We start from the raw sequence: 13,674 nt of genomic DNA, 5'->3' as shown, positions 1-13,674 counted from the left end.
TCAGTCTTTTGAAATTGTTTTATTTAGCAATAAAGTTTCAAGTTTCTTAAGCCGGTTTTCCAATTCATTGGTTTTTTCATTGTTTTTGGCATAATCTTCCTCAAAAGCATCTCTTTCTTTTTGAAGATCTTCAATTAATTTTTGTTGTTCTTGAACCGCTTTTACCAAAACTGGGATGAAATCATTATAGCGTAGACTCATAAATCCATTATCGTCAGTGCTTAGTATTCCTTGGTCGGTATAGCCCAATTTTTCCAACACCGCCTTAACGTCCTGTGCTATAAAACCAATCTCACGAGTGCCATTTTCGTTATTTTTTCGAATATAATCCACAGGCTTTAACTGTGAAACCATATTGAGTCCATAAGGTAATGGGCGGATTTGATTTTTCCATCGCTTATCTGATGTTATAGTCCATGCTACTTGTATTTCTGCTAGTGAAACATCGGAATTCCCGAAGCGAACTTGATTGGATCCAATACTATTTGGCACTTGGGCGTTAAATCCTATTGCAGTATTATTTACACCATTCGTATGGTTATAAAGCGCCCTTACACCCACAGCGGTATTGTTATCACCTCCTGAAAGATTATAAAGAGTTTCTTTCCCAATTGCAGTATTGTAATCTCCGCCTGTATTGCTGTATAGTGCATCATTTCCTAAAGCGGTATTGAATTGTCCATCCGTATTGCTAAAAAGTGATTGAAAACCACTTGCAGTATTAAAGCTTCCCAAGGTATTTGAATTCAATGCAAAAGTCCCCGTTGCTGTATTATAATCTCCCGTTGTGTTTGTTAATAGACTTCCCGAACCAATTGCGGTATTGGAATTTGAATCAGTACTATTTTTTAATGCAGAATAACCAAATGCCGTATTGTTTGTTCCGCTAGTATTACTGTATAGGGTATTGAACCCTGTAGCAGTATTGCGGCTGCCATCAACATTGCTGTACAAAGAATTAAATCCCATTCCCACGTTTCGGTTATTTGTTCCATCATCCATTAAACCGGAATCAATTCCCATAAAAATTGAAGAACCGTTGCTGTCTGATTTTCCATCAGATAGATCATCAGTTTTTTTTGAGCCTACGGCTTTCCAACTTGTGGAATTGTTATCCCAATAATAAAATCCTTTGGAGGGAGAACCACTACCTGTGGCATACACAACCATCCCATCCTGTGCAGCTGTGGGTGGAGTTCCTGGAAAATTATTGATCTTCGGAATGAGGATACCATCAATATTTGAGGGGGCTGTTTGTGAACTGGAACGAATATCCAATTGTGCACTGGGGTTTGCGGTGCCAATACCCACTTGTGAAAATGAAGAGATAGTAAATAAAAGTACATGAAGAAACAGTACATATTTCATAGCCACATTATTAAAATTGCAAACAAGATTGCAGTAAAAATAATCACTTCGCTGCTTAATAAATATAGTAATTACGTTTATTCGTTATGGGGCAGATAAAATAGGATAAAAGGTTAGTCGCTAAATAATTAAAGGTATCGTATGTTAAATTGAAGAAAGAATATGTTTCATTTTAGCCGCTCGATCATTCACTTGTTTTTCCGTCCAACCAATTTTTATTAATGAAGAAATAGTTCGGCCTATAACGGCATCACTTTTTGAGAAATTGGTATTGTTTAAATCTTGCATTTGGTCTTTCACTTCCGAAGAGATATTCCCCAAAGATTTCAAATTTCGCAAATGTTCCCAACCATTTACATAGTGCCAGTTGTTGGTAAACCAATAAAAACAAGCGTCTAAGCCAGCTTCAGATAAAGCCTTATGTGCTTTTTTGGTCAGTTCCTCCGTAGGAAGGAAGAAATTTAAGAAGGAATAATTTTCCTCGCCGCCTTTAGGAACTCTTCTAAAAGTAACGCCTTCAATAGTTTCCAATGCTTCGCGAAGTATCGTATAATTTTGTTTTTGCATTTTTAAAATTCCGTCCAATTTGTCCAATTGTGCCAAACCAACTGCCGCATTCAATTCAGATATTCTGAAATTATACCCCAAAAAAGGATGGGTTTCCGCTCCGCGATCATTGCCCACGTGATCGTGACCATGGTCTTGGTAATGATCTGCATTTAGAGCGAACTTTTTATTATTGGTTATAATTGCCCCGCCTTCTCCACAAGTGATTGTTTTTACGTAGTCAAAAGAAAAACAGCCCAGATCGCCGTAGCTTCCCAATGGCTTTCCTTCGTAAGTTCCGCCGAGGGCTTGGCAGGCATCTTCTAAAAGAATTAAATTATGTTTATCACAAATTGACTTTAATGCCTTTAAGTCGGCCATAGAACCGCACATATGAACGGGCATTACGCATTTGGTTTTTTCAGTAATTGCTGCTTCTACAGCCTTTGGATCTAGCGTTAAAGTATCGTCAATATCTACCAAAATTGGTACCGCACCCAAAGCCAAAATAGATTCAAAACTGGCTACAAAAGTGAACGTTGGCATTATAACCTCATCACCTGCTCCTATTCCCGCTGAAGCCAAAGCAACTGTTAAAGCAGCCGTTCCACTGGAAACCAACTGGCAATAATCAACGTCCATTCTTTTGGCAAAGGTGGTTTCAAATTCTTTGGCCTTCCAATGGTTGTTGCGCATACCGTCAAAACCATAACGCATCAAAACACCTGTTTCCAAGACATCGTTTACTTGTTTGCGCTCTTCGGCGCCAAAAATTTCAAATCCGGGCATTTTTTAAATGATTAATGTACAATGAATAATAGATGTATTCCAAAGGTAATGGTTGTCTTGTGAAATTGAAATTCTAAAACCTCAATTCATTTCAATTATAAGCTCTTCTACACCACGACGTACTTTTTTAAAGTTTATAAAGAGGTCTGATTCGTCGCGATAGCCTACAGGTAGTACTATTAAAGACTCAAGCCCTTTTTCATCCAAACCTAGCAACTGATCATATTTTTTTGGCTCAAAACCTTCTATAGGGCAGGCGTCAATATTTTCGACAGCGCAAACGGTGAGCAAGGCACCCAAGGTCAAGTATAATTGATTTGCCATCCATTGACGGATTTCGGGAGCTTGTTTTTTAGAAAAGTTTTCTATCAATGCTTTTTCAAAAGGTTCTAAAATTGTGCGTGGTGTATTCCGCTTTCCCTCTACCCTTTTGAAATGATCCACAATAAAGTTTTCATTAATTCTTTTTTCAACACACAATATTAAAACATGAGAAGCATCACGAACTTGCGTTTGATGATATGTTAGCGGCATTAATTGTTCTTTTAAATCTGTATTACTTACAACTACCATTTTAAGAGGTTGTAAACCATACGAAGTTGCAGTAAGATTAAAAGTTTCCTTTAAAATATCCAGCTTTTCCTCTGAAAGAGTTTTTGAAGAATCAAATCTTTTTGTTGCGTAGCGCCATTGTAGCTTTTCAATAGTATTTGAAGACATTTAGAAAAAAGAATTAGTATTAAATGCAAAAATAGCGATAAAAACTTTGACCTTTTATCGCTATTATTTTGCTACTAATTAAACAATTTAAAATGTATGGAGATATGTTTTAAATATTCTTAAACCATTCTTCATATTTTTTACCCAAAATTGGTATTGGGCTTCGCTTTTCATTAATGGCGTTCATAAGGCCCATTACCCACATATAGACTATTACAAAAAAACCAAGAATGTTAATAATCCATCCCAAAATGGGTATCATTCCTATCGCTCCCAAAACCAATCCCGTAATCGCAAGCCCCAGTGATTGACGAATGTGATATTGCGTAAATTCGTTTTTCTTTTCGTTGTTTGTAACAAAAGCAATGATTAAACCTATTACAGTTATATAAGCAATGATTGCTGTAGTTTTACCTTCTGATGTCGAAATGTTTGCTTCGGTTGTAATAGTTTCTGTTTCTGCTGTTTTCATTTTTTTAAAATTTTTATGGATTTCATAACTTTATTATCTAAAAGGATTTTCAATTCATATTTACCCTGTTTCAGGTGGTCGATGCTCATATAAATTACATCGTCTTTTTTATTGCTATCAAGGGGGTTTTTCATTGATTAGGCCTTTTAATATCAACAAATTTATAAGGAAAGTATAATGAAGAATATTACAAATGTTCCAAAACGTAGAAGATATGTTTCAGTGGTAAAAATTTGGCTTTTTTTAAGTGTTTATAGATTCTTTGAAAGGTATTCGTTGGGCGTGCAATTATATACTTCTTTAAAGCATTTACTAAAATAAGAAGGCGTATTAAACCCAACTTGATAGGCAATTTCAGATATGGAAGCGTCAGATTCCTTGAAAAGGTTGATGGCCAATTTTAATCGTTGTGAACGTATAAATTCACTGGCAGACATTCCGGTTATAGCTTTCAGTTTTCGGTGAAGTTGTGTTCGGCTCATGTGCATGAACTTGCCAAAACCATCACTCGTAAATTCAGAATCTGTTATGTGTTTATCTAAAACTGTTTGCAAACGTTTTAAAAATTCACTTTCGGTAGAAGTTATTGCAAGTTCTGGATTGATGCTTAAGGTTTTACTAAAATGCTTTTGCAGTTGCCTTCTGTTTTCAATAAGTTTTTCGACCCATATTTTCAATTTTTCATTGTTGAAAGGTTTGGTTACATAAGCATCGGCACCAGTTTTTATGCCTACAATTTCATTTTCTTCGCCTACTTTTGCTGTCAATAGCACAATGGGAATGTGGCTGGTAAGTTCATTTGTTTTAAGGGTATTGCACAAATCAATACCATCAACCTCAGGCATCATAATATCACTAATAATCAAGTCAGGTAATTCTTTTAATGCTATTTCTATACCTATTTTTCCGTTTTTGGCTTCAATGATTTGATAGTCATTCTTCAATATTGAAATAATAAACGCGCGTATATCGGCTTCGTCTTCAACAACCAAAAGCAACGGTTTTTCTTTGTTTTGATTATTAACTGTTTGGTTTATATAAGGTTCTGCGACTGAAACACCTACCTCATTAGTGATATCAGCCTCAAAAGAAGCATTATTTATGGGAAGTGAAACAGTAAACTGAATTTTATCATCATCAATGTTATTGGCAATAATAGTTCCTTTTGCCAGTGTTACCAACTCCCTGACCAATGCTAGGCCAACACCCACGCCCTCAGAAAGTTTATTGTCTTGATAAAAACGTTGAAATAATTTACTTAAATCTTTCTTCCCAACATGCTCCGTTTTGTTTATAATGGACAAGACCAATATTTCTTCTTGCCTGCTGGCCTCAAAAACAATTTTGCTATTGCGCGGTGCATATTTTATGGCATTTGACAGAAGATTTGATGTCACTTTCTCTACAATATCCTTATCAAACCAAACACTTTTTAAATCGTAGATTTTGCTGGTAATTGTTATTTTTTTTTCAGCTGCCTTATATTGAAATGCACTTATAAGTTGTTTGAACAATATTGAAAGATCCCCTTGTATTATCGTTAATTTCCGTTGCCCAGAATCTATCATAGACAAATCGAGCATTTGATCGACCAAACTGAGCAATCTATCTGCATTTTGTTTTACCAGCGATAGTTCTTTTTTATCGTCTTTGGAAATTTTAGATTTTGCTAGTTGGCTCTCAATGGGTCCTGAAATAAGCGTTAAAGGAGTCCGGAATTCATGCGAAATATTTGTGTAGAGTTTGGTCTTGAGTTCATCCAGTTTTTTAAGACGCTCAGTTTCTTCGTGCTCCAACCGCAATTGATTTTTTATTTGCCAGCGCCATTTTAAATATCGGTAAAGGTAGAAGGCAAGCAAAAGAATCAACAGTGCATACATCACTTTTGCGAAATTGGTAGCATACCAAGGTTTTAAAATTGTAAAAGAATAGGTTGCTGGGTTTGTATTCCAAACACCGTCATAATTGCTGGAAATGACTTGAAATTCATAGTCATTAGGAGGTAAATTAGTATAATGTGCCTCGTTGTTGTTTCCTGCTTCAATCCAATCGTCATCGTTATTTATGAGTTTATATTTGTATTGATTGCGCTCGGGTTGGGAAAAATGTAAAGATGAAAATGTAAAGGTTACGGTGTTTTCATTATACTCTAGTTTTTGATTTTCTATAAGAGCTCTCTCTTTATTAAATACTTCAAAACCCGAAATTACAGTTTTTGGTTTTATTGGATTCGTTAATAACTGGCTGGGGTTAAACCAATTTAGGCCTTCCAAGCCTCCAAAATATAAGGTTCCTTCCTTGTCTTTATAATAAGCCCCAGTATTGAACTCATAGGCTTGAAGTCCGTCATAATTACTGTAATTTTTGATTTCAGAAATCGTATTGTTTTCAATTTTTAGTTTCGTAATTCCTTTGTTACTGCTCATCCATAGATAGCCCTTTTCATCAGGAAGAATTCCATAAATAACATTGTTTGGCAACCCTTCTTTGGTTGTGAATTTTTCAACAGTTTTTTCTGTGGGGTTAAAAATTTGTAGGCCCTCTCCGTTGGTTCCTATTAAAAGAACTGAGCCATTAAAGTATAATGATTTCACATTACTATTTATACTTACCACTTTTTCAATCGTTTTAGTTTTGAAGTCAAACTTAAAGAGTCCGTCGGTTTCCGTTCCAATCCAAAGTTCGTTATCTCTTCCCTCTTCAATAGTTCTAATATTATTTGTGGTAAGATTTGAATTTTCGTTTGTGAATTGTTGAATAATTCCAAGTCTTTTATCAAATTGAATAAGTCCGTGATCTCTTGTGCAAAGCCAGAGTATGCCATTTTCATCTTTATAAATTTTCCAAATTGTGAAGGAAGCAGTTTCTCTAAAAGAAGTGATTTTTCCTTTGGCATCCATTAGCTGCAGGCCTTGGGTTTGGTGCCCTATCCATAGCAGGCCTTCATCAAAAAGCAAGCTCATAATTCTGTCGCCCAAAAGCTTAGAATTTTGAGTAGTGTAAGCATAAAAATCCTGTTTGTCAATATTAAAACGCGTCAATCCTTTTCCAGAGGTTCCCACCCAGATATTGTTTTCAGAATCTTTTGTAATCGCTCTAATAACGTCCACATTTACGTTGAGCGGCACCTGATCATTGGTAAGCACATTAAACTTTACCAGATATTCATCAAAATAGCTCAGCCCCGTACCATCTGTGCCCAACCAAATGGTTCCTGTATTGTCTTCAAACAAGGACAGCACATCGTTATAGTGCAAAGCATAAGGATTGTTTTTGTTTTCGGTAAAATGCTGAATAGTTTCTTTTTCAAAATTTATCAAATAAACACCCTGACCATAGGTTGCAACCCAAAGTTGGTTTCGTCTATCAACCAAAAGGTCCTGAATGATTAAATTTTCGGGCAACGATACCGATGCAAAGCCATTAAATCTGGAAAAATTGGTGTTATTTTGATTCTTTATAAAAAGACCTTTACCAAAGCTTCCCAGATAGAGGGTATTATTTTTTGCTTGTGAAATGGCACTAAAGTTTGTTTCTTGAAGAATTTCTTTAAATTCATAAGTGCCATTTTCAATTTCGAAGAAACCATTGTTCGTGGTAGCTAAAATGGAATTATTATTAGTTTCTAGAAAGTCGTATAACGTGCGGTTTACATCTTCTGAATTTAAAAACTGAACAGTGTCATTGGTCTGATTGATGATTTTATAAATACCTTCTTCATAGGTACCCAAATAATAGTCCAAGGCTTTATCTTGAATAACCGTACTTATAGCGCCAATATTCAAAATGGGTTTGAAACTATTATCCTCTTGATTATATTTTTCCAACTTTCCTGAGTTGGAGACAATCCACAATTGGCCTGTTTTACCCACGTAAATTTTCCCCAGCTTACTGTATGTTGGGCGTGTTACATCTTCAAATTGAATATCATAGTGTGTAAAATCACGTCCGTCATATTTGTTTAAACCATCCTGAGTAGCAAACCACATATATCCGGTACTATCTTGAGCAATGTTCACTACACTGTTTTGGGATAAGCCTTGCGCCACAGTAAGTTCACGAAAAGCTACCTGCTTATTATTTTGTGAAAAAGCGAGACCAGAGAGAAATAATAGAAAAAGTAGGTTTAAGCGTTTCATCAGTAATTGGTTGGGCAATTAAAGTTACTAAAAATATAATGGTTAAAACTATTGTTTGATTCTATGAGTTTGCTCTAATTTTTATAGGGCTTTTGAGCATATTTACTAATGCTTGCATTTGATTGAAAAAACATCAAAAAAGAAATGGAATATTTGAAAAAGCTTTTTATATTTGCACCCGCCTACGCAAACTATCATTTGCTTCGGCGGGCGAAGGCCCGCTAAGATTTTTAGAAAACTTAGGCACGCATACCACTGGAGAAATGGCAGAGTGGTCGAATGCGGCAGTCTTGAAAACTGTTGAGGGTCACACCTCCGGGGGTTCGAATCCCTCTTTCTCCGCTTAGAGATTATCAAATCTCACTAAAACCCGCTAAACACTACGTTTAGCGGGTTTTTTTATTTTCTTCAATATCAAATAATAGCATCCAATATCAAATAAAAAGTGTCTGATTAGGTGCCTGTTTTTATAACCTAAAAATAGGCACCGCGAACCTTGTTAAATGCTACTGCACAATACTTTACCTGACTTTTTAATTATTATTTTTTGTATCTTTATTCAAAGAAAAAAAGTAGGCACCTATGCAATCAACATTTTCCATCCTATTCTACCCTAAAGGAAGCGCTGTAGATAAAAACGGATACGCTCCGCTATACGCACGAATCACCGTCGATACAAAACGAAGTGAATTTAGTATCAAACGCAAAGTATTATTAACCAAATGGAATCCTGGTGCAGGTAAAATTAGAGGTACTTTAACCGAAGCGCGTGAGTTAAATAGATATATGACTTCAATACGAGCCAGAATCAATAAGATTCAGGAGCAATTATCTAACAACGAAGTTTTGGTTACTGCAGATAAAATTAAATACACTTATTTGGGAAAAAATAAAAATCACAAAATGCTATTGGAAATCTTTCAAGAACATAATGATAAAGTAGATAACCTAATCGGTAAGGATTTTGCTGCGGGTACCGCAGAGCGATATAAAACCGCCAGAAAGCACGTTAAAGATTATATCTTAATGGAATATAATGTCAAGGACATTCCAGTTAGCGACGTTGACCACAAGTTTATATCAGGCTTGGAGTATTATCTCAAAACAACGCGAAATTGTGCACATAATACGGCAATAAAATACATTACTAATTTTAAAAAAATAATCCGTATTGCATATGCTAACGATTGGATCACTAAAGATCCTTTTACTAATTGGAAGCCGAGGCTAAAAATAGTTGATAGAGAATTTCTTACCGTGGGAGAAATTCAGACAATGGTCGAAAAGGATCTGCATACAGAAAGGTTGGATCAGGTTAAGGATATTTTTATTTTTTGTTGTTTTACAGGCCTAGCCTATTCAGATGTAAAAAAGCTTTCTGCAAATAATGTCGTAATTGGAATTGACGGAGGTAAATGGATAAAAATAAACCGCTCTAAAACTGATACACGAAGTAATATTCCAATTCTCCCAACGGCTGAGGCTATATTAGAAAAATACGCTGAAAATTCAGAACTTCAAAAAGATCATCTTCTATTGCCAGTGTTAAGTAATCAAAAGATGAATGCTTACTTAAAAGAAATTGCAGATTTGTGTAAAATCAATAAAAATCTAACCTTTCATTTGGCGCGACATACATTTGCCACCACGGTTACACTTTCTAATGGAGTTCCTATTGAATCGGTGAGTAAAATGCTAGGACATAAGTCTCTCAAGACTACGCAACATTACGCAAAAATTCTTGATAGAAAAGTTAGTGATGATATGTTGGTGTTAAAGGATAAACTGTCTAATGCTTTCACATAGTTCAATATCGTGGAGAACCATATATTTTATAAAAAGATTGTTGTAATCAATTTGGTATCCATATCTGACTTTTCATTGAGAAAAACGCACAATTTACACTAGCGACATTTTTTTTTGTCTTTTTATCAATACCTTCCGTAATTAAACTCTCTTCTTCGATAAATAACTTCGCGTTAGCATATAGCTTCAAGAGAGTTTAATTACGGAGGCTAATTGCGTTGAAAAGGATATGCCGAATTGCCTCATAAGGATATTCAGGGGGTAGAGATTTATAGGAATGTAATCAAACAACGCTCTCCTAAATTTTGATTATTTTAGACTAGCTAAATAAATTTGAGATGGAAACAAATATCTACATTCAGGCAATGGAGATAGGTTATTCCCACAATGAAGGTATTACTTATAAAGAATTAAAAAAGTTATTACAGTCAAAAACATTAGCCCCCATAGAAGGTCGAAGAGAATATACTTTTATAAAATGGTTTATTGAAAATTTTGATGCCCCCTTAATGCCTATTCAAGGGTCTGTAGTAATGAAAAGATATTATAATGTATTAATAAAGGATCTTCCAGATAAAGAAAATTTACAAGCCTATAGGGATTTTTCGAATAAAACTTACTTTTTAAAGGGCAAAACCGTAAAACATTATCTCGATTATTTAGAACTGAAGGAATCAAGAGAACAGGCTCAAAAGGCTCAACATTCTTCAACCCAAGCTATCAAAATTGCCTATTGGTCATTGGGCATTTCCGCTTTTTTGGCTTTTGCATCCATAATAATCACGCTTTATTTTTCCTTTACAGCCCCAAAACCTCCATTCGATGTAAATATTCTCGAAAAACCAAAACCAGTCAAAGAAATAATTTCACTACATCCCGAGCATGCTGTTTACCCTGATAACGAAAAAGATGGTGCGATGATGCAAGAGGTTTATGAACTAAAGAATGAACTCAATAAGGCAGATGAACTCATTGAGGATTATGAATCGGAGGATTATTTAAACCCTATAAGAGCCAATGTCGCGCATTCTAACCTTTAATTCGTACTATGCACTCAAGTTTCCTCAGAATATAAATCAAACTCAAACCCACCAATTACGGAAAACCGTAACAGCGTGCATTTTAACTGGGGAGAATTTCAAATATAATAATTTCAGGTTTCCTAAAATTTAAAATTTAGATGTTTCATATTTTTTTTAGTACTGGAAAAAAATTTCAAATGAACTTCTCTAGAACTAGTTTATCTATATTTGTTTCGGTTCATAATTGGACTATTTTTATCTATTCAAAATACTAGCGTTATGGCATTACCAATTAATCTAGATGTACTTCTCCATGGGCATTCTATTGAATGGGAGCGATTGGAATTTAAAAAAGGATGGAATCCGGAAGAAATAGTCCATACCATTTGCGCCTTTGCAAATGACCTTCATAATTGGGGTGGAGGCTATATTATTGTTGGAGTTGAGGAAAAGGATGGAATAGCAGTTTTACCCCCACAAGGATTATCCATAGCTAGCCTAGATAAAATTCAAAAGGAAATAGTACAATTGGCCCATCAACTTCAGCCCAATTATTTTCCGCTTGTACAGCCTTATAAATTTCAAGAAAAACATATTTTAGTTATTTGGTGCCCAGCGGGTGACAATAGACCCTATACAGCGCCTAGTACGCAGGGAAAAGGTGCACAAAGACATTACTACGTTCGTCAAACTTCAAATAGTATCATTGCCAAAGGTGACCAATTAAGACAATTGCAGGAGCTCACTGCCCGTATTCCTTTTGATGACCGCATCCATCATACAGCTAAACTTACAGATTTAAACTTGGGTCTCATCCAAGCCTATTTAAATGAAATAGGAAGTGAGCTGTTCAACGAATCTACTTCATTATCCTTTAGTGAATTATGCTTACGCATGCAAATAGCTAAAGGTCCTGAGGAATTCTTAAGGCCTACTAATGTCGGTCTATTGTTTTTTTCAAAAAATCCAGAGAACTTTATGAATCGTTCTTGGATCGAACTTGTAATAAGAGAAGATGAAGATGGAAAGCAATTTCAAGAAAAGTATTTTAAAGGCTCTTTAAATAGACAATTAACGAATGCTTTGGCCTATTTAAATACCTATGTTATAAAAGAATCTGTTACAAAGATTAAAGGGAAAGCAGAAGCACAAAGAGTCTATAATTATCCTTTTGATGCAATAGAGGAAGCATTGGCAAATGCTATTTACCATAAAGGCTACGAGCTCGCCAAACCCATAGAAATCCAAGTCCATGTTGATAGAATTGAAATACTTAGCTTTCCTGGACCAGTGCCTCCAGTGAACGCACAGATTCTTAAGGAGAATAAAAATATAGTGGCTAGAGATTATCGCAATAGGCGTATCGGCGACTTTTTAAAGGAACTTCATCTCACAGAAGGAAGAGGAACAGGTTTTCCTACCATTCGTAACGCAATGCAGTTAAATGGTTCTCCTGAGCCTATATTTGAAACGGATGAACAAAGTACTTATTTCCTCACAGTGCTACACATTAATCCATTGTTTGTAACTAGTAATACAAAGATTTCTTTTAATAATATTAGTGAGCTTAGTCACTTTATAGATCAACTTAATGACCAAGCTAATGACCAAGCTAAACCTAATGATAATAGTATACCACAAGATATAACAATACAAATATCCCAACTTAGTGACCAAGCTAATGACCAAGCTCTTGCTGTAGTTAATACTGAAGTTCACGAAAAAGTCATTGCTACACTTAAAGCTGTACAACGGCCTATTAAAAGGGTGGAATTAATGGAGAAGCTAGGACTCTCAAACCACAGTACCAATAGAGCAAAATATTTAGACCCACTATTAAAGTTAGGATGGATAACAATGACTATCCCTAACACCCCTACCCACCAAGACCAACAATACATACTAACCCTCAAAGGCCAAATACTTCTTGCGATTATTGGCAATGATAAGTAATCGGCACTATTGAGCTATTTATGCGATCCTAGGTTTTGGATAGGCTATAATACAACCTTATATTGGACGAGACAGCGCGGAAGGCACTGGTGAGACGCCCGCGCCAGAAAGGGGCAATTTTGTATTGTTTCTTAAAAATTTCTTTTTGTTTTTCTTTAGGTTATTTTTTCATTTTAGTACATTTTGTTTGTCGTGAATTTCACTTAACTTAATTTTTTCGTGCTTCCATTGTTCGACTACTATTAAAACAAGTTTTGAAACTTCTAGCATTGTATTTGTAAATTTAAATTTATCATCCATTCTAAAATTATCTGAACTTCCTATTTGTATTCCAAATTTTAAATCTTCTCTTTTCTTTTTTGAAACTGTCGGGAAGAAATGCTTATCGCTTAAATGTATGTAGCCACAAGTGTCATTATACAATTTTTGAGTTCCATTAAAATAGACATCTAACTTTTTTGCTAAATAATTATCACTTAATTTTTTACCATTTATATCCTCGTAATCTTTAATTGGTTTTCCGTCAATAAAGTGCATAGCAAATTCATTTGAATTTTCCACAAGAGTTGAAGCAAAAAATCTTAGTGCATTATCAAGTTGAAGTCTAATAAGAGAAACTGCTGTCAAATAGTTTTTAGATTTGACTAATGTGACGTAGCTATTTATTAAAGAAATTGCTCTATTGTTAACAGACAATGCCAAAAAATCAAGAGTAAAAAGTTTAGAGTTTCCTGCTTCCATAATTCGTTGAGAGCTTTGAATAAATTGAGGATGAAAATTTTCAAGTTCAGTCAATATGGTTTCTGGATTTTTTTTGTCGGTAAATTTCATATTCTTGTCAATTTTATTTCGTCTGTAG

At 35.0% G+C, this 13,674-nt stretch carries 10 protein-coding genes and 1 tRNA gene; 4 read left to right on the top strand and 7 right to left on the bottom strand.

Going from position 1 to position 13,674, the window contains the following annotated elements; translation table 11 throughout:
* The 6 genes from ESU54_RS07400 to ESU54_RS07380 form a co-directional block, all read right to left on the bottom strand.
* Positions 1 to 1,368, bottom strand: a complete 1,368-nt coding sequence (locus ESU54_RS07400) for a tail fiber domain-containing protein (RefSeq protein ID WP_111844629.1) — start codon at positions 1,366 to 1,368, stop codon at positions 1 to 3.
* 144 nt (positions 1,369 to 1,512) lie between these two features.
* Entirely contained in the window at positions 1,513 to 2,703 is a 1,191-nt protein-coding gene (locus ESU54_RS07395; RefSeq protein WP_111844628.1) for a DegT/DnrJ/EryC1/StrS family aminotransferase, read from the bottom strand.
* Between the two features lie 81 nt (positions 2,704 to 2,784).
* On the bottom strand, positions 2,785 to 3,423 hold the full coding sequence (locus tag ESU54_RS07390; protein WP_111844627.1) for an NAD(P)H-dependent oxidoreductase: 639 nt from the start codon (positions 3,421 to 3,423) through the stop codon (positions 2,785 to 2,787).
* A 109-nt stretch (positions 3,424 to 3,532) separates the two neighbouring features.
* Positions 3,533 to 3,895, bottom strand: a complete 363-nt coding sequence (locus ESU54_RS07385; protein WP_111844626.1) for a DUF4870 domain-containing protein — start codon at positions 3,893 to 3,895, stop codon at positions 3,533 to 3,535.
* Positions 3,892 to 4,029 carry a hypothetical protein gene (locus ESU54_RS17815; RefSeq protein ID WP_170253266.1) on the bottom strand — a complete coding sequence of 46 codons (138 nt, stop codon included), beginning with the start codon at positions 4,027 to 4,029 and terminating at the stop codon, positions 3,892 to 3,894. The genes ESU54_RS07385 and ESU54_RS17815 overlap by 4 nt, the downstream gene beginning before the upstream one ends.
* Positions 4,030 to 4,146: 117 nt before the next feature.
* Positions 4,147 to 8,034: a hybrid sensor histidine kinase/response regulator transcription factor gene (locus tag ESU54_RS07380; protein WP_111844625.1), complete on the bottom strand. Its 3,888-nt coding sequence runs from the start codon at positions 8,032 to 8,034 to the stop codon at positions 4,147 to 4,149.
* A 257-nt stretch (positions 8,035 to 8,291) separates the two neighbouring features.
* Here ESU54_RS07380 and ESU54_RS07375 point away from each other — a divergent pair.
* The 4 genes from ESU54_RS07375 to ESU54_RS07360 all read left to right on the top strand — a co-directional run bounded on the left by ESU54_RS07375 (position 8,292) and on the right by ESU54_RS07360 (position 12,815).
* Positions 8,292 to 8,376, top strand: a tRNA-Ser gene (locus ESU54_RS07375).
* A gap of 240 nt (positions 8,377 to 8,616) precedes the next feature.
* Positions 8,617 to 9,840 carry a site-specific integrase gene (locus ESU54_RS07370; RefSeq protein ID WP_111844624.1) on the top strand — a complete coding sequence of 408 codons (1,224 nt, stop codon included), beginning with the start codon at positions 8,617 to 8,619 and terminating at the stop codon, positions 9,838 to 9,840.
* 338 nt (positions 9,841 to 10,178) lie between these two features.
* Positions 10,179 to 10,880, top strand: a complete 702-nt coding sequence (locus ESU54_RS07365; protein WP_111844623.1) for a hypothetical protein — start codon at positions 10,179 to 10,181, stop codon at positions 10,878 to 10,880.
* Between the two features lie 261 nt (positions 10,881 to 11,141).
* Positions 11,142 to 12,815 carry an RNA-binding domain-containing protein gene (locus ESU54_RS07360; RefSeq protein ID WP_111844622.1) on the top strand — a complete coding sequence of 558 codons (1,674 nt, stop codon included), beginning with the start codon at positions 11,142 to 11,144 and terminating at the stop codon, positions 12,813 to 12,815.
* Positions 12,816 to 12,983: 168 nt separating this feature from the next.
* On the opposite strand, the gene ESU54_RS07355 is transcribed toward ESU54_RS07360, so the two are convergent.
* Entirely contained in the window at positions 12,984 to 13,646 is a 663-nt protein-coding gene (locus ESU54_RS07355) for a hypothetical protein (RefSeq protein WP_111844621.1), read from the bottom strand.
* Between the last annotated feature and the right edge of the window lie 28 nt (positions 13,647 to 13,674).

Source organism: Aequorivita antarctica (assembly GCF_007997155.1).
GTDB classification, from domain to species: Bacteria; Bacteroidota; Bacteroidia; order Flavobacteriales; family Flavobacteriaceae; genus Aequorivita; species Aequorivita antarctica.
Note: the sequence above shows the minus strand (reverse complement) of the source record. Positions and strands in the feature narration are given on the sequence as shown.